General features: G+C 71.3%; 23 protein-coding genes. 19 read left to right on the forward strand and 4 right to left on the reverse strand.

Going from position 1 to position 25,809, the window contains the following annotated elements; genetic code table 11:
• The first annotated feature begins 32 nt into the window (after positions 1-32).
• The 6 genes from ACN27D_RS19710 (at position 33) to ACN27D_RS19735 (ending at position 5,874) form a co-directional block, all read left to right on the forward strand.
• Positions 33-1,013 carry a ribose-phosphate diphosphokinase gene (locus ACN27D_RS19710; protein WP_013283956.1) on the forward strand — a complete coding sequence of 327 codons (981 nt, stop codon included), beginning with the start codon at positions 33-35 and terminating at the stop codon, positions 1,011-1,013.
• A gap of 286 nt (positions 1,014-1,299) precedes the next feature.
• Positions 1,300-1,995 (forward strand): 50S ribosomal protein L25/general stress protein Ctc, encoded by a 696-nt coding sequence (locus tag ACN27D_RS19715; RefSeq protein ID WP_120571717.1) that lies wholly within the window; start codon positions 1,300-1,302, stop codon positions 1,993-1,995.
• A 97-nt stretch (positions 1,996-2,092) separates the two neighbouring features.
• Positions 2,093-2,683 carry an aminoacyl-tRNA hydrolase gene (pth, locus tag ACN27D_RS19720; protein ID WP_116503868.1) on the forward strand — a complete coding sequence of 197 codons (591 nt, stop codon included), beginning with the start codon at positions 2,093-2,095 and terminating at the stop codon, positions 2,681-2,683.
• A gap of 65 nt (positions 2,684-2,748) precedes the next feature.
• Positions 2,749-3,582, forward strand: coding sequence for an inositol monophosphatase family protein (locus ACN27D_RS19725; protein ID WP_120571716.1), 834 nt, complete (start codon positions 2,749-2,751; stop codon positions 3,580-3,582).
• Positions 3,583-3,661: 79 nt separating this feature from the next.
• On the forward strand, positions 3,662-4,573 hold the full coding sequence (cysD, locus tag ACN27D_RS19730) for a sulfate adenylyltransferase subunit CysD (protein ID WP_120571715.1): 912 nt from the start codon (positions 3,662-3,664) through the stop codon (positions 4,571-4,573).
• Entirely contained in the window at positions 4,573-5,874 is a 1,302-nt protein-coding gene (locus ACN27D_RS19735; protein ID WP_120571714.1) for a sulfate adenylyltransferase subunit 1, read from the forward strand. The genes cysD and ACN27D_RS19735 overlap by 1 nt, the downstream gene beginning before the upstream one ends.
• A 50-nt stretch (positions 5,875-5,924) precedes the next feature.
• On the opposite strand, the gene galK is transcribed toward ACN27D_RS19735, so the two are convergent.
• Both galK and galE read right to left on the reverse strand, forming a co-directional pair.
• A complete protein-coding gene (gene galK / locus ACN27D_RS19740) occupies positions 5,925-7,079 on the reverse strand; it encodes a galactokinase (protein ID WP_421499687.1) in 1,155 nt (384 codons plus the stop codon).
• Between the two features lie 58 nt (positions 7,080-7,137).
• The gene (galE, locus tag ACN27D_RS19745; protein ID WP_374668812.1) at positions 7,138-8,124 is read right to left on the reverse strand and encodes a UDP-glucose 4-epimerase GalE; all 987 of its coding nucleotides are present in this window, start codon (positions 8,122-8,124) and stop codon (positions 7,138-7,140) included.
• A 177-nt stretch (positions 8,125-8,301) separates the two neighbouring features.
• Between galE and ACN27D_RS19750 the strand changes: the two genes are divergently transcribed.
• From ACN27D_RS19750 to ACN27D_RS19775, 6 genes are all read left to right on the forward strand, one after another.
• A complete protein-coding gene (locus tag ACN27D_RS19750; RefSeq protein ID WP_252452210.1) occupies positions 8,302-9,318 on the forward strand; it encodes a hemolysin family protein in 1,017 nt (338 codons plus the stop codon).
• A gap of 33 nt (positions 9,319-9,351) precedes the next feature.
• Positions 9,352-10,377, forward strand: coding sequence for a tryptophan--tRNA ligase (gene trpS, locus ACN27D_RS19755; protein ID WP_120571709.1), 1,026 nt, complete (start codon positions 9,352-9,354; stop codon positions 10,375-10,377).
• Positions 10,378-10,399: 22 nt separating this feature from the next.
• The gene (locus ACN27D_RS19760) at positions 10,400-10,987 is read left to right on the forward strand and encodes a 2'-5' RNA ligase family protein (RefSeq protein ID WP_120571708.1); all 588 of its coding nucleotides are present in this window, start codon (positions 10,400-10,402) and stop codon (positions 10,985-10,987) included.
• 56 nt (positions 10,988-11,043) lie between these two features.
• Positions 11,044-11,985 carry a YhjD/YihY/BrkB family envelope integrity protein gene (locus ACN27D_RS19765; protein WP_120571707.1) on the forward strand — a complete coding sequence of 314 codons (942 nt, stop codon included), beginning with the start codon at positions 11,044-11,046 and terminating at the stop codon, positions 11,983-11,985.
• Positions 11,982-12,356, forward strand: coding sequence for a GntR family transcriptional regulator (locus ACN27D_RS19770; protein WP_358176494.1), 375 nt, complete (start codon positions 11,982-11,984; stop codon positions 12,354-12,356). Before ACN27D_RS19765 ends, ACN27D_RS19770 begins: the two co-directional genes overlap by 4 nt.
• Before the next feature lie 73 nt (positions 12,357-12,429).
• Positions 12,430-12,873 (forward strand): hypothetical protein, encoded by a 444-nt coding sequence (locus tag ACN27D_RS19775; protein ID WP_162959168.1) that lies wholly within the window; start codon positions 12,430-12,432, stop codon positions 12,871-12,873.
• A gap of 153 nt (positions 12,874-13,026) precedes the next feature.
• Here ACN27D_RS19775 and ACN27D_RS19780 read toward each other — a convergent pair whose 3' ends face one another.
• Positions 13,027-14,661: a glycoside hydrolase family 13 protein gene (locus ACN27D_RS19780; RefSeq protein WP_252452198.1), complete on the reverse strand. Its 1,635-nt coding sequence runs from the start codon at positions 14,659-14,661 to the stop codon at positions 13,027-13,029.
• Between the two features lie 419 nt (positions 14,662-15,080).
• On the reverse strand, positions 15,081-16,166 hold the full coding sequence (locus ACN27D_RS19785) for a LacI family DNA-binding transcriptional regulator (RefSeq protein ID WP_358176491.1): 1,086 nt from the start codon (positions 16,164-16,166) through the stop codon (positions 15,081-15,083).
• Between the two features lie 199 nt (positions 16,167-16,365).
• Between ACN27D_RS19785 and ACN27D_RS19790 the strand changes: the two genes are divergently transcribed.
• The 7 genes from ACN27D_RS19790 to ACN27D_RS19820 all read left to right on the forward strand — a co-directional run bounded on the left by ACN27D_RS19790 (position 16,366) and on the right by ACN27D_RS19820 (position 25,756).
• Positions 16,366-17,616, forward strand: coding sequence for a sugar ABC transporter substrate-binding protein (locus ACN27D_RS19790; RefSeq protein WP_120571702.1), 1,251 nt, complete (start codon positions 16,366-16,368; stop codon positions 17,614-17,616).
• Positions 17,616-19,259, forward strand: a complete 1,644-nt coding sequence (locus ACN27D_RS19795; RefSeq protein ID WP_358176488.1) for an ABC transporter permease subunit — start codon at positions 17,616-17,618, stop codon at positions 19,257-19,259. Before ACN27D_RS19790 ends, ACN27D_RS19795 begins: the two co-directional genes overlap by 1 nt.
• Positions 19,256-20,161 carry a sugar ABC transporter permease gene (locus ACN27D_RS19800; protein ID WP_252452189.1) on the forward strand — a complete coding sequence of 302 codons (906 nt, stop codon included), beginning with the start codon at positions 19,256-19,258 and terminating at the stop codon, positions 20,159-20,161. The genes ACN27D_RS19795 and ACN27D_RS19800 overlap by 4 nt, the downstream gene beginning before the upstream one ends.
• A gap of 142 nt (positions 20,162-20,303) precedes the next feature.
• Positions 20,304-22,115: a glycoside hydrolase family 13 protein gene (locus ACN27D_RS19805; RefSeq protein WP_421499688.1), complete on the forward strand. Its 1,812-nt coding sequence runs from the start codon at positions 20,304-20,306 to the stop codon at positions 22,113-22,115.
• Positions 22,116-22,288: 173 nt separating this feature from the next.
• Positions 22,289-22,630, forward strand: coding sequence for a hypothetical protein (locus ACN27D_RS19810; RefSeq protein ID WP_421499689.1), 342 nt, complete (start codon positions 22,289-22,291; stop codon positions 22,628-22,630).
• A gap of 276 nt (positions 22,631-22,906) precedes the next feature.
• Positions 22,907-23,977 (forward strand): BMP family lipoprotein, encoded by a 1,071-nt coding sequence (locus tag ACN27D_RS19815; RefSeq protein WP_162959377.1) that lies wholly within the window; start codon positions 22,907-22,909, stop codon positions 23,975-23,977.
• Positions 23,978-24,247: 270 nt separating this feature from the next.
• Positions 24,248-25,756 (forward strand): ABC transporter ATP-binding protein, encoded by a 1,509-nt coding sequence (locus tag ACN27D_RS19820; RefSeq protein ID WP_358193801.1) that lies wholly within the window; start codon positions 24,248-24,250, stop codon positions 25,754-25,756.
• Positions 25,757-25,809 lie beyond the last annotated feature (53 nt).

Below are 25,809 nucleotides of genomic sequence, written 5' to 3' on the forward strand. Positions count from 1 at the left end.
GGTACCACCGACATACGGGAGCAGACGGGCCCATGGGCAGCATCGTCGCCGAAAACCGCAAGAGCCTGATGCTCTTCTCCGGGAGGGGTTTTCCGGAGCTGGCCAAGGAGATCGGTGAGGTGCTCGGCGTCGCGCCGACGCCGGCCGACGCGTACGACTTCGCCAACGGCGAGATCTTCGTACGGTACAAGGATTCGGTCCGTGGTTCGGACGCCTTCGTGGTGCAGTCCGTGACGCACGGCGTGAACACCTGGGTCATGGAGACCCTGATCATGGTCGACGCGCTGAAGCGCGGCTCGGCCAAGCGGATCACAGTGGTGCTGCCGTTCTACCCGTACTCGCGGCAGGACAAGAAGCACCGCGGCCGGGAGCCGATCTCGGCGCGGCTGATCGCCGACCTGTTGAAGACCGCCGGTGCGAACCGGATCCTGACCGTGGACCTGCACACCGCGCAGATCCAGGGTTTCTTCGACGGCCCGGTGGACCACCTGTTCGCGATGGACGTGCTGGCCGAGTACGTGGAGCACAAGTACGCGGGCCGGCCGATGACCGTGGTCGCGCCGGATTCGGGCCGGGTACGCGTGGCCGAGCGCTGGACCGACCGGCTGGGCGGCTGCCCGCTGGCGTTCATCCACAAGACCCGCGATCCGCTCAAGCCGAACCAGGTGGTGGCGAACCGGGTCGTCGGTGAGGTCGAGGGCCGGGTGTGCCTGATCGTGGACGACATGATCGACACCGGTGGCACGATCACCAAGGCGGCGGACATCCTCAAGGAGCAGGGCGCGGCGGAGATCGTGGTCGCCTCGACCCACGCGCTGCTGTCCGACCCGGCGACGGAGCGGCTGAAGAACAGCCCGATCAGCGAGGTCGTGGTGACGAACACGCTGCCGCTGCCGTCGGAGAAGCAGCTGGACAAGCTGACCGTGCTGTCGATCGCCCCGCTGCTGGCCCGGGCGATCCGGGAGGTCTTCGACGACGGGTCGGTGACCACCCTGTTCGGTGGCCTGAGCTGAGCGCGCCGGTCCGGTCGCCGGGGTGTCTCCGGCGGCCGGGCCGATGCCCTGCGCAAGCGGCCGGGCGGTGATATGGGGGACTGCCGGAGAGCCGGGAATTCCCTCGGGTAGACTGGTGCGGTTGCCACGGCGAGGGTGCCCGGCGGGCTGCTGACAAGCACCGCACGGAGGCGCCGTCATCGACGCGGTGCTCCGGGCGGTCGTTCATGACCCTAGCCCCAGCGAGCCCCTCGCCCCAGCACCGCCAGACGACAAGCCGCCGCAGCGAAGCATCAGGAGTTTCCCCGTGTCCGAGGTAAAGATCAGCGCCGAGCCCCGTACCGAGTTCGGCAAGGGTGGTGCCCGTCGTACCCGCCGGGCCGGCAAGGTGCCCGCCGTGCTGTACGGCCACGGCGAGAAGCCCAAGCACATCGCGCTTCCGGCGCGGGAGTTCGCCGCCGCGATCCGCAAGGGCGGCGCGAACCAGCTCTTCGCGATCGAGGTCAGCGACGGCACCCAGGTGCTGGCGCTGCCGAAGGCGATCCAGCGTGACCCGATCAAGGACACCTTCGAGCACGTGGACCTGCTGCTGGTCCGCCGGGGCGAGAAGGTCACCGTCGAGGTTCCGGTCCAGCTGACCGGTGAGGCCGCGAAGGACACCCTGATCGTGCACGACCACGACACGCTGTCGGTGACCGCCGACGCGACCAAGGTGCCGGACCACCTGGAGGCGTCGATCGAGGGCGCCGAGCCGGGCACCACGATCACCGCCGCCGACGTCGAGCTGCCGTCCGGCGTCGAGCTGGCCACCGACGAGGAGACCGCTGTCGCCTCGGTGACCGCCGCTCCGACCGCCGAGCAGCTCGAGGCCACCCTCCCCGAGGTCGAGGAGGCCACCGAGGAGGCCGAGGCCGAGGTCGGCGAGGAGACCGCCGAGGGTGCCGAGGGCGCTCCGGCCGCCGAGGGCGAGGAGGCCCCGGCCGAGGCGAAGACCGAGGCCTGACCGGTCCGCAAGGCTGTGCGACAGGCGTCCCCGGTTCCCGGGGGCGCCTGTCGGCGTATCGGGACTGGTCGGGCGAGCGAGCGGGAAGGGGCGTCGGGTGACGGACGAGGCGGGGCCGTGGCTGGTGGTCGGCCTGGGCAACCCCGGCCGGGAGTACGCGAACAACCGGCACAACGTCGGGTTCATGGTGGCGGACCTGCTGGCGGCCCGGGTGGGCGCGAAGTTCGGGCGGCACAAGCGCGCGATGGCCGAGGCCGCCGAGGGGCGGTTGGGGTTCGGCGGTCCGAAGCTGGTGCTGCTGAAGCCGTTGACGTACATGAACCTCTCCGGTGGTCCGGTGGCCGGGCTGGCGCAGTTCCACAAGATCCCGCCGGCGCACGTGATCGCGGTGCACGACGAGCTGGACATCCCGTACGGGCAGGTGCGGGTGAAGTGCGGCGGCGGCGAGGGCGGGCACAACGGCCTGCGGTCGATGTCGAAGTCGCTCGGCACCAAGGACTACGTGCGGGTGCGGTTCGGCATCGGCCGGCCGCCGGGCCGGCAGGACCCGGCCGACTACGTACTCTCGGATTTCTCCTCGGCGGAGCGCAAGGAGCTGGAGTTCCTGGTGGACCGCGCGGCGGACGTGGTGGAGTCGGTGGTTCTCAAGGGCGTGGAGCCGACGCAGAACCTGTACCACGGGGGTTGACCGGCGGGGCGGAGCGCGGCCGGTAGCCTCGGGCGGCGGGAGCGAAGGCGGGTGACGGGAGCATCATGGGCAGTCCTCCGATGATCGACGGCGGGTTCGCCCGGTGGCTGGCGTCCCGGGCCGGTCAGGCGCTGACGGCCCTGCGCGCGGAGATGGGCTTCGCCGACGCGGGCGCGCTCCGGTCGGCCGGTGACAAGGTCTCGCACGATCTGATCCGCACCGAGCTGGCGAAGTGGCGGCCGGCGGACGCGGTGCTGTCGGAGGAGGACGAGGGTTCGCGGCTGGCCTGGACGGCGGAGGTGACCGACGAGGCGCTGCCGCGTCTGACCGCGGACCGGGTCTGGATCGTCGACCCGCTGGACGGCACCCGGGAGTACGCGGAGGAGGGGCGCGCGGACTGGGCGGTGCACGTGGCGCTCTGGTCGCGCAACGCGTCGACGCCGCACGGTCTGGTGGCGGGCGCGGTGGCCCTGCCGGCCCAGCACCGGGTGCTCGGCACGGACCACCCGCCGGCGTACCCGCCGATGACTGTGGAGGCGGCCATCGGGGGCGGCGCGCGGGTCATCCGGTTGGCGGCCAGCCGTAGCCGTCCGCCGGTTTTCCTGACCGACCTGGCAGAGGACGTCGGCGCTCATCTGGTTCCGATGGGCTCGGCGGGCGCGAAGATCGCCGCCGTGGTGACCGGTGAGGTCGACGCGTACATCCACGCGGGCGGTCAGTACGAGTGGGATTCGGCCGCTCCGGTCGCTGTGGCGACGGCCACCGGTCTGCATGCTTCCCGGATCGACGGTTCTGCGCTGAAATACAACGGGGCCGACCCGCGCCTACCGGATCTGCTGGTCTGCCGCAAGGATCTCGCGAGTCGGTTGCTTGCAGCGTTGCAGCGGCATTCCGGGTAACCTGAGCGTTCTTCTTCACGAGTCCGACCTGAAAGGTCTGGAATCCGATGTACGGATCCGTGCGAATCGAGTTCGTGTCATGACGTCCCCCGCCGCGTACCAGGTGTCGCACCTCGACGCGCTCGAGGCGGAGAGCATCTTCGTGATGCGCGAGGTCGTCGCCGAGATGGAACGGCCGGTGCTGCTGTTCTCCGGCGGCAAGGACTCGATCGTGATGCTCCGGTTGGCCCAGAAGGCGTTCGCGCCGGCCAACATCCCCTTCCCGGTGATGCACGTGGACACCGGGCACAACTTCCCCGAGGTGCTCGACTACCGCGACCGGCGGGTGGCCGAGCTGGGCCTGCAGCTCATCGTGGCGAGCGTGCCGGAGGCGCTGAACAAGGGCCTGGTCCGCGAGTCCGCCGACGGCATGCGCAACCGGATCCAGACGCCGGTGCTGCTGGAGGCGGTGGAGAAGCACCGCTTCGACGCGTTGTTCGGCGGCGCCCGGCGCGACGAGGAGAAGGCGCGGGCCAAGGAGCGGGTGTTCAGCTTCCGCGACGAGTTCGGCCAGTGGGATCCGAAGAACCAGCGTCCGGAGCTGTGGGCGCTCTACAACGGCCGGCACCACCCGGGCGAGTCGATCCGGGTGTTCCCGCTGTCGAACTGGACCGAGCTGGACGTCTGGCACTACATCGCGCGGGAGCAGATCCCGCTGCCGTCGATCTACTACGCGCACGAGCGTGAGGTGATCGAGCGCGACGGGATGCTCTACGCGGTCAACGAGTTCTTCCGGGCCCGCGCCGGTGAGCAGCCGTTCAAGGCCCAGGTGCGGTACCGGACCGTGGGTGACGCCTCCTGCACCGCGGCGGTCAGCTCGGACGCCGACACGGTGGAGAAGGTGATCGAGGAGGTGGCCGCCACGCGGATCACCGAGCGCGGCGCGACCCGCGGTGACGACCGGGTCAGCGAGGCCGCCATGGAGGACCGCAAGCGAGAGGGCTACTTCTGATGAGCGTCGAGACCCTGGCCCCGGCCGAGAGCGAGACCGCCCGGCCGATGGACCTGCTGCGGTTCGCCACCGCGGGCAGCGTCGACGACGGCAAGTCGACGCTGATCGGCCGTCTGCTCTACGACACCAAGTCGCTGTTCAGCGACCAGCTCGCCGCCGTCGAGGCGGTCAGCGCCGCCCGGGGCGACGAGTACACCAACCTGGCGCTGCTCACCGACGGCCTGCGCGCCGAGCGGGAGCAGGGCATCACCATCGACGTGGCGTACCGCTACTTCGCCACGCCGCGGCGGAAGTTCATCATCGCCGACACCCCGGGGCACATCCAGTACACCCGGAACATGGTCACCGGCGCCTCCACCGCCGACCTGGCGCTGATCCTGGTGGACGCGCGCAAGGGCCTGGTGGAGCAGTCCCGCCGGCACGCGTTCCTCTGCTCGCTGCTGCGGGTGCCGCACCTGGTCCTGTGCGTGAACAAGATGGACCTGGTGGACTGGTCGCAGGAGGTCTACGAGCGGATCGCGGACGAGTTCACCGCGTTCGCCGCGAAGCTCGACGTACCGGACCTGACTGTGGTGCCGGTCTCCGCGCTGCAGGGCGACAACATCGTCACCCGCTCGGAGAACATGCCCTGGTACGAGGGCCCGTCGCTGCTGCACCACCTGGAGCGGGTACACATCGCCTCGGACCGCAACCTGGTCGACGTGCGGTTCCCGGTGCAGTACGTGATCCGGCCGCAGTCCACCACCGTCACCGACTACCGGGGTTACGCCGGTCAGGTGGCCTCGGGCGTGCTCAAGCCCGGCGACGAGGTGATGGTGCTGCCGTCCGGCTTCACCAGCCGGATCGCGGCGGTGGAGACGGCCGACGGCCCGGTGGACGAGGCGTTCCCGCCGATGTCGGTGACGGTCCGGCTGACCGACGAGCTGGACATCTCCCGCGGCGACATGATCTGCCGGCCGAACAACGCCCCGATGGCCGTGCAGGACATCGAGGCGATGGTCTGCTGGATGGACGAGACCCGGCCGTTGCAGGTCGGCGGCAAGTACGCGATCAAGCACACGACCCGTTCGGCGCGGGCGATCGTGCGCGGGCTGCACTACCGGCTGGACATCAACTCGCTGCACCGCGACGAGACGGCCGCCGAGCTGAAGCTCAACGAGATCGGCCGGGTCCGGCTGCGGACCACTGTTCCGCTGCTGGCCGACGAGTACCGCCGTAACCGCACCACCGGCGGCTTCGTGATCATCGACGAGTCGACCAACCGTACGGTCGGCGCCGGCATGATCGTCGAGGCTGGCTGACGCACGCGACGAGAAGGCCCCCGGCGCTGCGCGCCGGGGGCCTTTCGCGTTCAGTCCAGGCGGGTGACGCCGTCGGCCGGCAGGACGGTGAGCGTGCCGGGGGCGGTGAAGCCGTTCCGGGCGTACGCGTCGGTGACGGCGGCGGCCACCGCGTCGGCGGAGCCGGCGTCGACCAGGGCGAGCACGCAGCCGCCGAAGCCGCCGCCGGTCATCCGCGCGCCGTACGCCCCGGCGGACAGCGCCGCCTCGACCGCGGTGTCGATCTCCGGCACGGTGATCTCGAAGTCGTCGCGCATGGAGGCGTGCGAGGCGGTCAGCAGCGGACCGGTGTCGCGGACCCGGCCGGCGCGCAGCAGCGCGACGGTGTCGAGGACCCGCTGGTTCTCGGTCACCACGTGCCGCACCCGGCGGCGGGTCTCGTCGTCGTCGAGGCGGGCCAGCGCGGCGTCGAGGTCGGCCACCGTCACGTCGCGCAGCGCGGTCACGCCGAGCGTCGCGGCGGCCCGCTCGCAGCTCTCGCGGCGGGCCGCGTACTCGCCGTCCGCGTGCCGGTGCGGCGCCCGGCTGTCGATCACCAGCACGGCCAGCCCGGCGCCGTCCAGGTCGAACGGGATCTGCTCGATCTCCTCGGTGCGGCAGTCGAGGAACAGCGCGTGCCCGGCTCGGCCGCGGATCACCGCGGACTGGTCCATGATCCCGGTGGGCGCGCCGACGTAGTCGTTCTCGGCCCGCTGGGCGAGCCGCGGCCACCGACCGGCGGGCAGGTCGAGCCCGCCGAGGTCGACCAGGGCGGCCAGCACGGCCGACTCGATCGCCGCCGACGAGGAGAGCCCGGAGCCGACCGGCACGTCGGAGGCGACGGCGAGCCGGGCGCCCGGCACGTCGTGGCCGTCGGCGCGCAGCGCCCACACCACCCCGGCCACGTAGGCGGCCCAGCCGTCGACCCGGCCGGGCTCGTCGGCCTCCGCCGGGCCGAACTCGACCGGCTCGTCGTCCAGCTCCGACCAGACCGTCCAGCGTCCGTCGGGGGTGGGCGCGGCGGCGACCACGGTACGCAGCGGCAGCGCGAAGGGCAGCACGAAGCCGTCGTTGTAGTCGGTGTGCTCGCCGATCAGGTTGACCCGTCCGGGAGCCGCCCAGCGGCCCGCCGGCTCGGTGCCGTACCGCTGCCGGAAGCCGGCCGTGGCGCGGTCGGCGACGTTCATGCCGTGCCTTCTTTCGTTCGCGACTGCGGGGCTCGCAACCACGGCTCACTCCTCGCGCTCACGAGGGCTGCCTCGCGACGTGCGCCCGGTAGAACGCCCAGGCGTCGCCGACCATGTCGTGCAGGGTCGGCTTGGCCGGCGTCCAGCCCAGCTCGTCGCGGGCCAGTGCGGAGGACGCGACCAGCTCGGCCGGGTCGCCCTCGCGACGGGCGGCCACCTCGACCGGAACCGGCTGCCCGGTGACCTCGCGGACCACGTCGACGACCTGCCGGTTGGTGAAGCCGTTGCCGTTGCCCAGGTTGTAGATCCGGTGCCGGCCCGGCGTGGCCGCGTCCAGCGCGAGCAGGTGGGCGCGGGCCAGGTCCTCGACGTGGATGTAGTCGCGGACGCAGGTGCCGTCGACTGTGGGGTAGTCGTCGCCGAAGAGCTGGAGCTTCTCCCGCCGTCCGGCGGCCACGTCGAGCGCGATGGGGATGAGGTGGGTCTCCGGGTCGTGCCGCTCGCCGATGGCCAGCCCGTCGCGCAGGTACGCCCCGGCGACGTTGAAGTAGCGCAGCGAGACGGCGGCCAGGTCGTGCGCGATCGCCTCGGACGTGAGCGCCATGTCGACGGCCAGCTTGGTGGCGCCGTAGGTGCTGGTGGGGGCCTTGACGGCGGTCTCCGGGATGGGCAGCTCGGTGGGGTTGCCGTAGACGGCGGCGGTGGAGGAGAAGACCATCCGGGGCACCCGGGCGGCGCGGACCGCGTCGATGAGCGCGATCGAGCCGACCGTGTTGGCGTGCCAGTACAGCTCGGGGCGGATCATCGACTCGCCGGCGGCGATCAGGGCGGCGAAGTGCAGCACGCCGTCGAAGCCCGCGTCGGGGGTGAGCACCCGGGCGGCCTCGTGCACCGGCAGCTCGACGTGGGTGGCGTCGGGGGCGAGGGCCTCCCGGTGACCGGTGCGCAGGTCGTCCAGCACGGTCACCTGGTGGCCGTGGTCGAGCAGCATCCGGGTCACCACGCTGCCGATGTAGCCGGCGCCGCCGGTGACGAGCAGTTTCACGTCGGTCCTCCTGCCTGGGCCGCGTCCCGCGGCGGCCGTCCCGTGATCACCCTAAGGCCGGGGGCTGTGTCGCGGCTGTCGAGTTGAATCCACCTCTATTCCACCACAATCCTTCACGATTGAACAGATCCGAACATCGGGCCGAGCGTCCGGTGGCCGCTGTCTACCATCCTTCTCATGCGGGAGGGTGGTGGTCCCGGGCCCCGGCGGAAACCGTCGGGGCGGCCCCGACGCGAACCCGGCCCGCTGGCCCGCACCGTGGCCCGTCTCGTGGTGCGCGGCGCCGACGGCGCCACCCGCCTCGTCACCGCCCTGCTCGGGGCCAGCCCCACCGCCGGCCGGGAACGGATCAGCGAGGCCGAACTGCGGGACCTGGTCGCGGCGAACACGCTGCTCGACCCGGACGAACGGCGGATCATCGACGAGGTGCTGGTCGCCGGCGCCCGGCTCGTCCGCGAGGTGATGGTGCCCCGCACCGAGGTGGTCTTCCTCAGCGCGGCGCTCCCGCTGGCGCAGGCCCAGCGGCTGGTCCGGGCCGACCCGCACACCCGCTACCCGGTGGTCGACGGCACCCACGACGACGTGGTCGGCATGGTGCACCTGCGGGACGTGCTGCTGCGCCCGGAATCGGACCGGCCGCTGCTGGTCGGCGACCTGATCCGGGAGGTCAAGCGCCTGCCGGACAGCAAACGCGTGCTGGCGGCGCTCACCGAGATGCGCCGGGAGGGTCACCACCTGGCCGTCGTCGTCGACGAGTACGGCGGCACCGCCGGCATCGTCACCTGCGAGGACCTGGTCGAGGAACTGGTCGGGGAGATCCGGGACGACGAGCACGGCCCCCTCGAACCGGAACCCGCCGGCCTGCCCGCCGTCGTCGACGGCCGGCTCAACCTGACCGACTTCGCCGAGCGCACCGGCGTGCCGCTGCCCGCCGGGCCGTACGAGACGGTGGGCGGGTTCGTGATGGCCGCCCTGGGCCGGCTGCCGGTGGCCGGCGACGAGGTGCCGGTGGCCGTCGATCCGGCCGGCGGATCGGTTCCCGCCGATCCGGCCGGCTGGCTGCTGCGGGTGCTCACACTCGACGGCCGGCGGGTGTCCCGCCTGGCGGTCTCCGCCGCACGGCTGCCCGAGCCCCGACGTGAGGTGAACGGTCCGCTTCCGCCCGTACCCGCCCGATCCACCGGCCCGTCATGACGGACGCCGGGGCTTGCTGACAGAATTGCCGCCATGTCCGACGTACCCGCCCGCCCGCGCGTCTTCTCCGGCATCCAGCCGACGGCCGACTCGTTCCACCTCGGCAACTACCTGGGCGCGCTGCGGCACTGGGTGGCGTTGCAGGACAGCCACGACGCCTACTACTGCGTCGTCGACCTGCACGCGATCACCGCGGGGCACGACCCGTTGGTGCTCAAGCGCCGCAGCCGGGTGGCCGCCGCGCAGCTGTTCGCGCTCGGCCTGGACCCGGAGCGCAGCACGCTGTTCGTGCAGTCGCAGGTGCCCGAGCACTCGCAGCTGGCCTGGGTGCTCGGCTGCATCACCGGCTTCGGCGAGGCCGGCCGGATGACCCAGTTCAAGGACAAGTCGCAGAAGCAGGGCAGCGAGCGGGCCAGCGTCGGCCTGTTCACGTACCCGATCCTCCAGGCCGCCGACATCCTGCTCTACCAGGCGAACGCGGTGCCGGTCGGCGAGGACCAGCGGCAGCACCTGGAGCTCTCCCGCGACCTGGCGCAGCGGTTCAACTCGCTGTTCGGCCGCACCTTCACCGTGCCCTCCCCGCACATCGTGAAGGACACCGCGAAGATCACCGACCTCCAGGATCCGACGGCCAAGATGTCGAAGTCGTCGTCCTCCCCGGCCGGCATCATCGACCTGCTGGAGGACCCGGCCCGCTCGGCCAAGAAGATCCGCTCGGCGGTCACCGACACCGGCCGCGAGATCGTCTTCGACGCCGAGGGCAAGCCGGGCATCACCAACCTGCTCACGATCTACTCCGCGCTCTCCGGCCGGAGCATCGACGACCTGGTCGCCGCGTACGACGGCAAGGGCTACGGCGACCTGAAGAAGGACCTCGCCGAGGTGGTGCGGGAGTTCGTCACGCCGATTCAGGAACGCACGAACGCCTACCTGAACGACCCGGCGCAGCTCGACAAGCTGCTCGTGCGGGGCGCGGAGAAGGCCCGGGTGGTGGCCGCCGGGACGCTGCGGGACGCGTACGAGCGGGTCGGCTTCTTCCCGCCGGTGCGGTTCGAGTAACGGCCCGGACGGGCGGTAACGGGTGACGCAGCCGGTGGCCGGAGGGGTGGCGCGCGACGTGGCGGGCAGTGACACGGCGCCGGGCGGCGCGGACACGATCCAGATCGGGATCGCGGTCGACGTCCCCGAGCCCTGGGGCGGGATGCTCACCCGCCGCCGGGTCGAGGCCGGCGACCCGCTCGCCGTCCCCGCGCACGTCACCCTCCTCGGGCCCACCGAGATCCCGGTACGCGCGCTGCCCGCCGTCGAGGACCACCTGGCCCGGGTCGCCGCCGCGCACCTGCCGTTCACGCTGCACCTGCGCGGCACCGGCACGTTCCGCCCGGTCACCCAGGTGGTGTTCGTGGCGGTGGCGGCCGGGATCAGCGAGTGCGAACTGCTGGCCGCCGCGATCAACTCGGCCCCCGAGCTGCGGCGCGAGCTGCGCTTCCCGTACCACCCGCACGTCACGGTGGCGCAGGACGTGCCGCCCGAGGTGCTCGACAAGGCGTACGAGGATCTGGCCGACTTCTCCGCGTTGTTCCAGGTGGACGCGTTTACGCTGTTCTCGCACAGCGGGGCGACCCGGTGGCAGCCCCGCCGCGACTTCCGGCTCGGCGGCCGGAGCTGAACATCCGACCGGCCGGGGCCCCTCCGCCACGGGCGGAGATCGGCGAGGATGACGGGGTGAACGTCTTCGGCCGGATCGAGGCGGCGGTGGGGCGCCGCATCGACGCGGCCCGGAGCCGCTCGTCGGTCTTCGACCACGTCTGGCGGGCCGGGACGCTCTACGCCGACCTGCTCGCCGGGCGGCTCGCCGCCGCCATCGCGTACTACGGCTTCTTCGCCGTGTTCGCGCTCGCGCTCGTCGCGTACTGGATCTTCGGCGCGGTGCTGCGGGACAACGAGGAGGTCAGCCGCGGCGCGGCGCACTTCCTGGAGGAGAACCTGCCCTTCCTCGACCCGGCGCAGATCGCCGAGAGCAGCGGCACCGTCGGCGTGGTCGGCCTGGTCATCCTGGTCTTCACCGGCATCGGCTGGGTGGAGGCGATCCGTTCCTCGCAGCGGCTGATGTACGGCTTCAACCAGCAGCCCGGCAACCTGGTGGTGCGGCGCCTGGTCGACCTGGGCGTGCTGGTCGCCGTCTTCGTGCTGCTGTTCGTCTCGGTCGCCGCCGTGGACGCGCTGGAGTCGCTGCTGCGCTTCCTGCTGCGCAGCACCGGCTCGGTGGGCCTGACCACCGTCAGCGCGGTGCTGAGCGTGCTCGTCAACGCCGTGCTCGCCGCCGCGCTGCTGCTCGCAGTGCCCCGGCTGCGGATGAGCCGGCGCCGGCTGCGCCCGGCGATCCTGACCATCGCCGTCGGGATCACCCTGCTCAACACCGTGGGGCGCTACTACGTGGTACGCACCGAGCGGAACCCCGCGTACACGGTGGTCGCCACCGCCGTGGGCCTGCTGCTCTACCTCTACCTGCTCAACCAGCTCGTCCTCTTCGGCGCCGCGCTGGCCGCCACCAGCCGGTACGGCCGGGTGGTGGACCTGGCCGAGGGCGGGGCCCGGGAGGTGGACGTGGAGGCGGACGTGCTCGACGAGGAGACCGAACCGGGCACACCGGGGGGAGCGGGGTGAGCGCGCGGATCCGGATCGACGCCGAGTCGGCGGTGCCGCCGTACGAGCAGGTGCGGGCGCAGTTCGCCGCGCGCATCGGCGACGGGCGGCTGCCGGCGGGCACCCGGCTTCCGGCGGTGCGGCAGCTCGCCGCCGACCTGGGGCTCGCGGTGAACACCGTGGCGCGGGCGTACCGGGAACTGGAGGGCGCCGGGCTGGTGGAGACGCGCGGCCGGCACGGCACGGTGGTCGCCCCCGGCCGGGACGACGCCACCGACCGGCTGCACCGGGCCGCCGCCGAGTACGCCGAGCAGGCGCGTCGCCTGGGCGTCCCGCCGGAGCGGGCCGTCGCCCTGGTCCGTGCGGCGCTGGACGCCGGTACGCGTGGCTGAGCGTGGTCCCCGAAGCGGGGAGAGTCCGATGTTTGCGTTCCCCGGGCCGATGCGCGACGACCATGATGGGCCGGTGGGCGCACTCGTGACACTGGACCTGCCGGACGACTCCCCGATCCGGGGCCTGCCGTGGATCATCACGTTCGGCCCGCTCGGCGCCGAGGACGACTGGGAGCCGGTGGTCTGCGGCCCGTACGAGCGACCGCACGCGCTGGCGCTGGCCGAGGCGGTGGTGGCCGACGAGCAGTTGATGGCGGTGGTGGAGCCGCTGCTGCCGGCGCTCACGCCGGAGGAGATCCGCAGCGAGATCGCGGCCGCGCAGATCGCCGCCGAGGACGAGGCGGCGCAGGTCGACCAGGCGGACCTCTACGGCGACTTCGAGGACGTCATCGACGAGGAGCTGGAACTGGCCGCCGAACGCGAGCCGGAGCCCGAGCCGGCGAAGGCGCCCGACCGGGAGGAGATCCGGGCCGGGTTCGCCCGGATCGCCGCGCTGCTCACCGCCAAGGGCGGCTGAGGACGCGCGCGCTCCCCGATGGACGCCGGCCCCCCGGGAGCGCACTCCCGAGGGGCCGGGGCCACCTCACCCCCCACCACAAGGGGTCGGCAGCCCAGCCGCCCGTCGGCGCGGGGCACAACGGACGGCCAGGTCGTTGGCGGGTTACCCGGCTCAGCGCCGTTCGAACCACGCAGCCGCGTCCACCGGCAGGACGTACCCGTCGCCCCGCTCGGTGAGGCCGGCGCTGGCGACGAGCGGGCGGCCGTAGCCGCTCACCGTCACGTCGGCGCCGCTGATGTTCACCACGCAGGTCACCTCGGCGTCCCCGGCGCTGCGGCGGAACGCCAGGACACCGGGCTCGGTCTCCAGCCAGGTGATGCCGTCCAGGCCGGCCAGCGCCGGGTGCTCGTGCCGGATGCGCAGCGCGGTCCGGTACAGCTCCAGCGTCGAGCCGGGCACCCCGGTCTGGGCGGCCACCGACAGCGACCGCCAGGTCGCCGGCGCCGGCAGCCAGCTCAGCTCGCTGCCGCCCGGCCCGAAGCCGTACGGGGGCAGCTCGCCGCCCCACGGGATCGGCACGCGGCAGCCGTCCCGGCTCTCCCCGGTACGCCGGAACGCGGGGTCCTGACGCAGCTCGTCGGGGAGGTCCAGCACCTCCGGCAGACCCAGTTCCTCGCCCTGGTAGACGTACGCGCAGCCGGGCAGCGCGAACATCAGCAGCGCGGCGGCGCGGGCGCGGCGCAGGCCGACCTCGCCGTCGCCGTACCGGGTGACGTGCCGCTGCCGGTCGTGGTTGGAGAGCACCCAGGTGGTCGGCGCGCCCACGATCGTGGACTCGGCCAGCGCCGTGTCGATCACCTTGCGGAACGAGTCGGCCGACCAGGTGGCGTCGAGGAAGTCGAAGCTGAACGCCTGGTGCAGCTCGTCCGGGCCGATGTAGCGGGCCAGCCGCTGCGGCGTCTCGGCCCATGCCTCGGCGACGGCCATCCGGCCGCCCGGGTAGCTGTCCAGGATCGGCCGCCAGGCGCGGTAGATGTCGTGCACCTCGTCCTGGTCGAAGTACGGCAGCCGGCCCTTGCCCAGCAGCTCGGACTGGCGCTGGCCGGTGGTCATCGAGTTGAAGCCGACGTCCGGCAGGCCCTCGGCCTTGATCATCCCGTGCGCCACGTCGATCCGGAAGCCGTCCACGCCCCGGTCCAGCCAGAAGCGCAGCACGTCCTCGAACTCGGCCCGCACCTCCGGGTGGCGCCAGTTCAGGTCGGGCTGCGCCGGGTCGAACAGGTGCAGGTACCACTGGCCGTCGACCACGCGCGTCCACGCCGGGCCGCCGAAGATGCTCTCCCAGTCGTTCGGCGGCAGCTCACCCTGCTCGCCCTTGCCGTCGGCGAACAGGTAGCGCTCGCGCTCCGGAGAGCCCGGCCCGGCGGCGAGCGCGGCGGCGAACCACGGGTGCGCGCTGGAGGTGTGGTTCGGCACCATGTCGACGATGATCCGCAGGCCGAGCGCGTGCGCGTCGGTGATCATCTCGTCGAAGTCGGTCAGGTTGCCGAACAGCGGGTCGACGTCGCGGTAGTCGGCCACGTCGTAGCCGGCGTCGACCTGCGGCGAGGTGTAGAACGGCGTCAGCCAGAGCGCGTCCACGCCGAGATCGCGCAGGTAGGGCAGGCGCTGCCGGATGCCCTGGAGGTCACCCACGCCGTCGGAGTTCGCGTCGGCGAAGCTGCGGACGTACACCTGGTAGACGACAGCGGACCGCCACCAGTCGTCGCCGGCGGTGCGTGGGGTGGTGCTGGGGGCGGAGGTCATCGCTGTCGATCCCGTTCTGTGGCGGCTTCTGGTGCGGCGCAGGGTGTCTGAGCAGAATGCCGCCATTGCACTGCAAGAGTCAAGCATTCCTTGCGCAAGAAATGACAGCCATCACCCTCCGCCACCCCGAAACCCCCTCCCGAATCCCGAGACACCCACCCCCTCCTGCCCGGACCGACCCGCCCCCAGGCGTTGATCAAGGAGTTTGTGTCCCGAGTGGAGATCAACCCGGGCACAAACCCCTTGATCAACGGGGGTCCGTGGGGTGGGCGCGGCCGGGGTGGCTCGCGTGATCATGAGGTTGGCGGCCTTTGCCGTCCGATTTGTCGCCGTCAACTTCATGATCGACGCGTTGGAGGGCGGAGGGCGGGGGAGGGGGGAGGGGGGAGGGGAGGAGGGGGGGAGGGGTGCGGCGGGGGTTAGGCGGGGATGGGGAGGGACGGGGTGGGGGAGGAAGGGGTGGCGGGGCGCTGGCGGGTGGGGGGAGTCGCGGGCTTCGCCACCGCGGTCGAGCCGCGTACCACCAGCTCGGGGCGGAACAGGTACTCGGAGTTCGGGGACGGGTGGCCGTTGATCTCGTCGACCAGGGCCCGCACCGCGGCCACGGCCATGGCGGCGACCGGCTGGCGCACCGTGGTCAGCGGCGGGTCGGTGAACGCCATGAGCGGGGAGTCGTCGTACCCGACCACGGAGATGTCGCCGGGCACCGACAACCCGCGCTGCCGGGCGGCCCGGATCGCGCCGAGCGCCATCAGGTCCGAGCCGCAGACCAGCCCGGTGACGCCGCGCTCGATGAGCCGGCCGGCGGCCGCCTCGCCGCCCTCGACGCCGAACAGGGACAGCTCGGTCAGGTCGGCCAGCTCGTCCTCGGCGATGTCGGTGAGGCGCCCCATCGCGGCCTTGTAGCCGGCGACCTTGCGCTGCACCGGCACGAACCGGTCCGGGCCGGTGATCAGGCCGATCCGGCGGTGCCCGAGCGCGACCAGGTGGGCGACCGCGAGTTCGGCGGACTCCCGGTCGTCGCAGGAGACGAACGGCGCGGGGATGCCGGGCGCGTACCCGTTGATCATGACGATCGGCAGCGGCCGGGCCAGCAGCGTGCGGTAGCGGTCGTGGTCCGCGGCGGTGTCGGCGTGCAGGCCGGAGACGAAGACGATGCCGGAGACCTGGCGGTCCAGCAGCATCTCCACGTACTCGTCCTCGCGGACGCCCCCGGGGGTCTGCGTGCAGAGCACCGGTGTGTAGCCGGTGGGGGCGAGCGCGGACTCGATGATCTGGGCGAACGCCGGGAAGATCGGGTTGTCCAGCTCCGGCACGACCAGGCCGACCAGTCCGGCGCTGCGCTTGCGCAGCCGGGCGGGGCGCTCGTAGCCGAGCACATCGAGGGCGGTGAGGACGGCCTGGCGGGTTTCGGGGGCCACGCCGGGGCGGTCGTTGAGCACCCGCGACACCGTGGCCTCGCTGACTTCAGCCTGTTGGGCGATGTCGGACAGTCGAGCGCGCATGTGCGGCACTTTAGCCCAACGGCAAAGTCTTGCGTACACTTCTGCAAGCCCTTCCATTCTCTGCAACCTCTTGCTAACGTCCCCGCAACATGCGAGAGCAGCGGCGCAGCATCTCGGCGCCGGTCAGCAAGAACTTTCAGAGGTTTCCACTGGCGGGCCGCCCTTCCCCCGGCGGGCCGCCATGACGACAGGAGTACCGATGCGCATCCGTACCGCGGGTGTGGTCGCCGTCCTCGGCCTGGCGCTCGCCGCCTCCGGCTGTGGTGACAGCGGCAGCGACAAGCCGGCCGCCGACGAGTCCGCCAAGGCGACCGGCGGCAAGCTGGTCATCTGGGCCGACGACAAGCGCACGGCCGCCCTCAAGCCGTTCGCCGAGGAGTTCGGCAAGGAGAACGGTGTGACCGTCGAGGTCCAGGCCGTCTCCAAGGACCTGCAGACCAACTTCGTCACCGCCTCTCAGCAGGGCAGCGGCCCGGACGTCGTGGTCGGCGCGCACGACTGGATCGGCAACCTGGTCCAGAACGGCGCCATCGACCCGGTGCAGCTCCCCGCCGAGCAGAAGGCCGGCTTCAACGAGACCGCCGTCAAGGCCGTCACGTTCAACGGCCAGCTCTACGGCGTGCCCTACGCCACCGAGAACGTCGCGCTGATCCGCAACACCGAGCTGGCCCCCGAGGCGCCGAAGACGATCGAGGACCTGGTCGCCGCCGGCAAGAAGCTCAAGGCCGAGAAGAAGGCCAGCGAGATCCTGTGCCTCCAGTCCGGCCAGAACGGCGACGCGTACCACATCTACCCGCTCTACACCTCGGGCGGCGGCTACCTGTTCGGCACCGCGGCGAACGGCGACTACGACCCGAAGGACCTGGGCGTGGGCAAGCCGGAGTCGATCGCTGCCTTCCAGAAGATCGCCAAGCTGGGTGAGAAGGGCGAGGGTGCGCTGAAGCGCTCCATCACCGGCGAGAACTCCATCGCCACCTTCACCGGCAAGAAGTGCGCGTTCCTGGTCTCCGGCCCGTGGGCCGTGGCCGACGCCAAGAAGGCCGGTATCTCCTACGACATCTCCCCGGTCCCCGGCTTCGCCGGTGGCAAGGAGGCCCAGCCGTTCGTGGGTGTCCAGGCGTTCTACGTGGCCGCCAAGGGCAAGAACAAGGCCCTGGCCCAGGAGTTCGTCACCAACTACGTGACCAAGCCCGAGCTGGCCGTCGCGCTGTACAAGGCCGAGCCGCGCCCGCCGGCGCTGACCGCCGCCTTCGACCAGGTCAAGGGCGAGGACGCGGACCTGGCCAAGTTCTCCGAGGCCGGTAAGAACGGCCAGGTGCTCCCGGCGATCCCGGCCATGGCCGCGATCTGGGACCCGTTCGGCAAGGCCGAGGCCGCCATCATCGGCGGCGCCGACCCGGCCAAGACGATCACGGCCGCCGGCAAGACCATCCAGGGTCAGATCAAGTAATGAGCGCGCCGCTGTCCGGCCCGGGGTCTGCACCGCAGGCCCCGGGCCGGGAGCCCGTACGCCGTGGGCTCCCGCGCACGTCCCGTACCGCGCGGCAACACGCGCCGATCACCGCGACCGGCCTCGTCGTCAAGGTGGTCCTGCTCGGCCTGGTGGCCGGGATCGCGATCTGGGCGGCCTTCCCGCTCATCGAGGCCGAACACTGGATCGCGCTGGGCGTCCTGGCGGTCACCACCGCCGGCCTGTTCTACCTCTACCTGAGCCGCCGGCACATCCCGGCCAAGTACCTGGTCCCCGGCACGCTCTTCCTGATCGCGTTCCAGGTCTTCCCGGTGCTCTACACCGCGAGCACCGCGTTCACGAACTTCGGCGACGGGCACCGCGGCAGCAAGGACGACGCGATCGTCGCCGTGCAGACCGCCTCGGTGAAGCAGGTGCCCGGCTCGACCGAGTACAACCTCACCATCGCCACCACCGGCGACCCGGCGACCGGCTCCCTGACCTTCCTGCTCAGCGACCCGAAGACCAAGGAGGTCTTCGCCGGGGACGCGGACGGGCTGCGCAAGCTCGACGCCGCCGACGTCGAGGTGAGCAGCCTCAGCGGCAAGATCACCGCCGCGGACGGCTACACCCTGCTGAACATCGGGCAGGCCAGCAGCCGCAGCGACGCGGTCACCGCGCTCGTCGTGCCCACCGACGAGGGCGCCATCCGCTCCAACGGCCTGACCCGCGCGTACGAGGGCAAGGCGATCCGGGCGTACGACGCCGCGTGCGACTGCGTCAAGGACAGCGAGACCGGCAAGACGTGGACCGCCGACGAGGATTCCGGCTCCTTCGTCGCCGCCGACGGCGAACGCCTCGCCCAGGGCTGGAAGGTCGGCGTCGGGCTGAAGAACTTCGCCACGGTGCTCACCGACCGCAACATCTCCGGCCCGTTCTTCGGCACGCTGGCCTGGAACTTCGCGTTCGCGATCGGCTCCACCGGGCTGACGTTCCTGCTCGGCATGGCCATCGCGCTCGCGCTGCACTCACCCCGGATGCGCGGCACCAACCTCTACCGGATGGTGCTGATCCTGCCGTACGCCATGCCGTCGTTCGCCATGCTGCTGATCTGGCGGGACATGTTCAACACCGACTTCGGCCTGCTCAACAACCTGTTCGGGCTGAACGTCGACTGGTTCGGCGGCAACTGGTCCGCCCGGATCGCGGTGGTGCTGGTGCAGTTGTGGCTCGGCTATCCGTACATGTTCCTGGTGGCAACCGGCGCGTTGCAGGCCATCCCGCGGGAGCTGACCGAGGCGACCTCGGTCGACGGCGCGTCGCCCTGGCAGTCGTTCCGGGCGGTCACCCTGCCGCTGCTGCTGGTGGCGCTGTCGCCGCTGCTGATCGCGTCGTTCGCGTTCAACTTCAACAACGTCAACGCGATCCTGTTCACCACCGAGGGCGGCCCGTTCGCGCCGGACAACCCGACCAACGGCGCCACCGACCTGCTGATCACCTACACGTACCGGCTCGCGTTCGGCGCGCAGGGCGCCGAGTTCGGCCTGGCCGCCACCGTCTCGATCTTCATCTTCGCGATCGTGGCGACGGTGTCGGCGATCAGCTTCCGGCGGACCCGCAAGCAGGAGGAGGTGTACTCGTGACCAGCATCGCGGAGACGCCCACACCCACGGCCACCCGTCGGCCGGTCCGCCGCTCGCGCAGCCGCTGGTTCGCCCAGGTGGGCTGGCGGCACCTGGTCGGGGTGCTGGCGGTGGTGTTCAGCCTCTTCCCGATCCTGTTCGTGATCTCGGCGGCGTTCAACCCGCTCGGCACGCTCTCCTCCACCGAGCTGCTGCCGACCGGGGTGTCGCTGGAGAACTTCACGAACCTGTTCGACAACACCGCGTTCGGCCACTGGTTCCTCAACTCGCTGCTGCTCGCGGGCGTGGCCAGCTTCGCGTCGATCTTCCTGTCGTCGCTGGCGGCGTACGCGTTCTCCCGGATGCGCTTCGCCGGGCGCCGGGTCGGCCTGCTCGCGCTGTTGCTGATCCAGATGTTCCCGCAGTTCCTGGCGATCGTGGCGATCTTCCTGATCTTCACCACGCTCACCGACCTCTACCCGGCGATCGGGTTCAACACCCCGTGGGGCCTGTTCCTGCTCTACATGGGTGGCGCGCTCGGCGCGAACACCTGGCTGATGAAGGGCTTCTTCGACACCCTGCCGAAGGAACTGGACGAGTCGGCGACCATGGACGGCGCGTCGCACGTGCAGGTCTTCTTCCGGATCATGCTGCCGCTGGTGGCGCCGATCCTGGCGGTGACCGGCCTGCTCGCGTTCATCGGGTCGATCAACGAGTTCATCATCGCCAACGTGTTCCTCACCGAACCCGAGTCGAAGACCCTCGCGGTCGGCATGTACGGCCTGGTGGCCGGCGAGCGCAACAACAACTTCGGGATGTTCGCGGCGGGCACGCTGCTCACCGCGATCCCGACGGTGCTGGTGTTCCAGCTGCTCCAGCGCTACATCGTCTCCGGACTCACCTCCGGAGCGGTCAAGGGCTGAGCCTCCTCGGCTCACGCTGCGGCAAGGGCGTCGTGTCGGCGTACACCGGAGCGGTTTCCGGGCGGACCGCCGCGGTCGGGTGAAACCGGCCGCGGCGGGTGCCCGCCCCTCTCCCTGTCGGTACGACGCGAAAGGCAGCACCATGTCTCTTCAGCCGCACCACGACGGCTCCGCCACCTACGTCCCGGAGCAGGAGCCCGCGCTCGGGCAGACCGTGCCGGTCTTCGTCCGGGTACCGGCCGGATCCGGCGTCTCCCAGGTGCACGTGCGCACCACCGGCGACGGCGAGCCGCGCTTCGCCGAGGCGCGGATCGACCGCACCGACGGCGGCGACGTGTGGTGGCGGGCCGACGTCGAGGTCCGCAACCCGGTCAGCAACTACCGTTTCCTGCTCGACGGCGAGCGCGGCGCCCGCTGGCTCAACGCGGCCGGGCTGGCCGGCCACGACGTACCGGACAACGGCGACTTCAAGCTGGTCGGCTACGCCCCGCCGCCGGCCTGGGCCCGCGACGCCGTGATCTACCAGATCTTCCCGGACCGGTTCGCCCGCTCGGCCGCCGCCGACGGCCGGACCGCCCCGGACTGGGCGATCCCGTGCGACTGGGACACCCCGGTCGTCGGCCACGGCCCGGAGACGCCCCGCCAGTTCTACGGCGGCGACCTCGACGGCGTCACCGAGCACCTGGACCACCTGGACCGGCTCGGCGTCAACACCGTCTACCTCACGCCGGTCTTCCCGGCGCGCTCCAACCACAGGTACGACGCGTCGAGCTTCGACACCGTCGACCCGCTGCTCGGCGGCGACGCGGCGCTGGCCCGGCTCGCCGACGCGGTGCACGCCCGGGGCTGGCGGCTGCTCGGCGACATCACCAGCAACCACACCGGCGACGCCCACCACTGGTTCACCGCCGCCGTCTCCGACGTGAACGCTCCGGAACGCGAGCTGTACTACTTCGACCTGCCCGGCTCGGACTACGAGTCGTGGAACGGGGTGAAGTCGCTGCCGAAGCTGAACTGGGGCAGCGCCGAGTTGCGCCGCCGGTTCGCCACCGCCGAGGACTCGCTGCTGCGCCGCTGGCTGCGCCCGCCGTACGGGCTGGACGGCTGGCGGGTCGACGTGGCGAACATGACCGGACGGCGCGGCGCGGACGCGTACACCCACGAGGTGGCGCGGCTGCTGCGCGAGGTGGTGGCGCAGACCCGGCCGGACGGGCTGCTGCTCGCCGAGCACGGCCACGACCACACCGGTGACCTGGACCGCGACGGCTGGCACGGGACGATGAACTACGTCGGCTTCACCGACCCGGTCTGGTCCTGGCTGCGTCACGGCGACGACCCGGTGCCGAACTTCCTCGGCACCCCGGGCGGGGTACGGCGGCGCGACGCCGCGGCGATCCTCGCCACCATGAACACCTACCGGTCGCTGGTGTCCTGGCGGTCGTACACGCACTCGTGGCAGCTGCTCGGCTCGCACGACTCGGCCCGGATCCGCACAGTGGTCGGCGACGCGGCCCGGCAGGAGGTGGCGGCCGGGCTGCTCGCCACCATGCCCGGCACGCCTGTGGTCTTCGCCGGGGACGAGCTGGGCCTGACCGGTACGAACGGGGAGGGCTCGCGTACCCCGATGCCGTGGCACCGGCCGGAGAGCTGGGACCGGCGCACGTTCGACGCGTACCGGTCGTTGCTGACGCTGCGCCGCGACGAGCCGGCGCTGCGGCACGGCGGCCTGCGCTGGGTGCACGCGGACGCGGACACGCTGGTCTTCCTGCGCGAGGCGCCCACGTCGACGGTGCTGGTGCTGGCGAGACGCGCCGCCGGCACTCCGGTCCGTCTGACCGGCCTGCCCAACGCCGAGAACGTCTACGGCAACGCCCCCGCCCTGCGCCCCGACGCCGAGGGCGCGGTGACCCTCCCCGCCGACGGCCCCACGTTCCAGGTCTGGCGCCTGCCCTGATCCCGTGCCCCCGCCCCGTCGATCTTGCGGTTCCGGCCCGTGTGGCGCGGCTTTCGTCCCGGATGCCGGGGCGGCAACTGCAAGATCGCGGGGGAGGGGAGTGGGTCACGGTATGACGGCAGGTCGGCGGGGTGACTACTACGTTGCGTCGTTGATGGGGGAGGATGGGGCGCGTGGAAGCTCTTCGACTGATTCTTCTCTACGTCCATCTGATCGGCTTCGCGCTGCTGCTCGGTGGTGCGATCGCCCAGTACGTCACCGGCCGGCTGCGGATCAACGCGGCCATGCTCTGGGGCGCGATCATCCAGATCCTCACCGGCATCGGGCTGTCCGCTCCGCTGCGGGACGGGGGCGAGCCGGCCCCGGCGAAACTTGTTACCAAGTTGGTGCTCGCGCTGCTCATCTTCGTCATGGTCTTCTTCTCCCGGAAGCGGGAGAGCGTCAACCGTGGCCACTTCCTCGCGATCGTCGGGTTGACGCTGGTCAACGCTGCCGTCGCGGTGTTCTGGCGTTAGTTCGCCGCAAGTCGGGGAAGCTCGGGAAAACGGACGTTAGCGACACCGCCACGCACGCCTACCGGCCGGATAAGTGACGTGCCCCACGCAAGGGTTACACCGGGGTAACGGACGCTCAACAGTCGTGCACGATTGTCGGCCGGTGGGTGGGCGCGGGCGTACGCTCCCGTCCGTAACGTGGGACGCCGGCGGCACACCGCAGGCCGGCGAAGGGCTGCACGCCGCGCACGACGCGGTGTGCAAGGGGAAGGAGACGTCTTGCGCTCTGTGCGTGGGATGCGGATCGCCTCCGTCATTGCGGCGGGTGGACTCGTGCTGGGCGCTGCCGCGTGTGGTGAGGCTCCGGACGACGACAACAACGCCGGCGGCGACGGCGGCAAGAAGTTCAGCGCCTGCATGGTGACCGACGTCGGCGGCGTCGACGACAAGTCCTTCAACGCCTCGGCCTGGAAGGGCCTGCAGGAGGCGAAGAAGGAGAACGACAAGATCGACATCAAGTACGTCCAGTCGAAGGCCGAGGCGGACTACGAGGTCAACCTGACCGGGTTCGTCAACCAGAAGTGCGACTTCATCCTGGCCGTCGGTGGCCTGATGTCGGACGCCACCAAGGCGGCGGCTGAGAAGAACCCGAACCAGCAGTTCGCCATCGTCGACGCCAACCCGGGTGTGTCGAACGTCTACCCGATGCAGTTCGACACGGCGCAGGCGGGCTTCCAGGCCGGCTACCTGGCCGCCGGGATGAGCAAGTCCGGCAAGGTCGGCACCTACGGCGGCCTGCCGATCCCGCCGGTCACCATCTTCATGGACGGCTTCGCCGACGGCGTGGCGTACTACAACAAGGCCAAGAGCAAGAACGTCCAGGTGCTGGGCTGGGACAAGGCCACCCAGAAGGGCTCCTTCGCCAACTCGTTCGAGAAGCAGGACGAGGGCAAGAAGGTCTCCGACGCGCTCGTCGCGCAGGGCGCCGACATCGTGATGCCGGTCGCCGGTGGCGCCGGTCTCGGCACCACCTCCGCGGCCAAGGCCTCGGGCGGCAAGTACTCGGTCGTCTGGGTGGACATCGACGGCTGCGAGAGCACCCCGGACTGCTCGGCGATCCTGACCACCGTGGTCAAGAACATCCCGGACGCCGTCAAGGAGGCCGCGCTGAAGGCCGCCGGTGGCGAGAAGCTCGAGGCCACCCCGGGCTTCGTCGGCACGCTGGCCAACGACGGCGTCTCGATCGCCCCGTACCACGACTTCGACAGCAAGGTCCCGGCGGACCTGAAGGCCGAGGTCGACAAGATCAAGGCGGACATCGCCGCCGGCACCATCACCGTCACCTCGAAGGCCCAGCCGACCAAGTGACAGCCCCGCCGGCCACCGCGGTGCCATCATCGGCAGCGAGGGCCGGCGGGCACCAGCTCTGACGATCCGGCCGTCCCGGCGCCACGGGGAAGGTACCCCCGGTGCCGGGGCGGCCGATCACCTTGAATCCCCCGGAACATCCCCACCCGGCGTGGTGGCGGCGCGGCAGGTCGCTACGCTGCACCATCGCTCGCACTCCAGGAGGTTGCGCTGAGACTCGAACTGCGCGGCATCACCAAACGGTTCGGTGATCTGGTCGCCAACGACCACATCGACCTGACGGTGGAGCCTGGAGAGATCCACGCCCTGCTCGGCGAGAACGGCGCCGGCAAGTCGACCCTGATGAACGTGCTCTACGGCCTCTACCAGCCGGACGAGGGCGAGATCCTGGTCGACGGCAAGCCGCTGAAGCTGAAGGGCCCGTCGGACGCGATCGCCGCCGGGATCGGGATGGTGCACCAGCACTTCATGCTGGTGCCGGTCTTCACCGTGGCCGAGAACGTGATGCTCGGCGCCGAGCAGGTCAGGGGGCCCTTCGCCGGCATCCTCGACCGGCGGCGCGCCCGGCGCGAGGTCGCCGAGGTCTCCGAGCGGTACAACCTGCGGGTCGACCCGGACGCGGTGATCGAGGACCTGCCGGTCGGCATCCAGCAGCGGGTGGAGATCGTCAAGGCCCTCACCCGCGACGTCGACCTGCTGATCCTCGACGAGCCCACGGCCGTGCTCACGCCGCAGGAGACCGAGGAACTGCTCACCGTCATGCGGTCGCTCAAGGCCGCCGGCAAGTCGATCGTGTTCATCACCCACAAGCTGGGCGAGGTGAAGGCCATCGCCGACCGGATCACCGTGATCCGGCGCGGGAAGACGGTCGGCACCGCCGAGCCGAGCGCCAGCCGGGACGAGCTGGCCGCGCTGATGGTGGGACGCAGCGTCCGGCTGACCGTGGACAAGAAGCCGGCCACCCCTGGTAAGCCGATCCTGGAGGTCGCCGGCCTGGTCGTGGACGACGACCGGCAGGTACGCGCGGTCGACGGCGTCGACCTGACCGTGCACGCCGGCGAGGTGCTCGGCGTGGCGGGCGTGCAGGGCAACGGCCAGACCGAGCTGATCGAGGCGATCATGGGCCTGCGCCCGGTGCTCGCCGGCACGATCAGCCTCGACGGCGAACCGACGCACGGCTGGTCGACCAAGAAGGTGCTCCGCGCCGGCGTCGGCTACGTGCCGGAGGACCGCAGCGTGGACGGCCTGGTCAAGGAGTTCTCCGTGGCGGAGAACCTGGTGCTGGACATCTACGACCGGCCGCCGTTCGGCAAGGGCCTGTCGCTCAAGCCCGACGCCATCGCGAAGTCGGCGCGGGAGCGGATCGAGCAGTTCGACGTCCGCACCTCCTCGGCCGACGCGGCGGTCGGCACGCTCTCCGGCGGCAACCAGCAGAAGGTGATCGTGGCCCGGGAACTGTCCCGGCCGCTGAAGCTCTTCATCGCCGCCCAGCCCACCCGGGGCGTGGACGTCGGCTCGATCGAGTTCATCCACAGCCGGGTCATCCGCGAGCGGGACATCGGCACCGCGGTCATGGTGGTCTCCAGCGAACTGGACGAGGTGATCGGCCTGGCCGACCGGATCGCGGTCATGTACCGCGGCCGGATCATCGGCATCGTCGGCCCGGACACCCCGCGCGAGGAGATCGGCCTGCTGATGGCCGGCATCACCCCGGACGCCGCCACCCCGGACGCCGCCACCGCGACCGAGGACGGCCCTGGCAACGAGGACGAGGCATGACCAACCCGAACCCCGACTCGGGCTCACCGGACAAGGAGCCGGCGACCGAGGCG

The sequence above is a fragment of the Micromonospora sp. WMMD1274 genome (assembly GCF_049179035.1).
Taxonomy (GTDB): Bacteria; Actinomycetota; Actinomycetes; order Mycobacteriales; family Micromonosporaceae; genus Micromonospora; species Micromonospora tulbaghiae.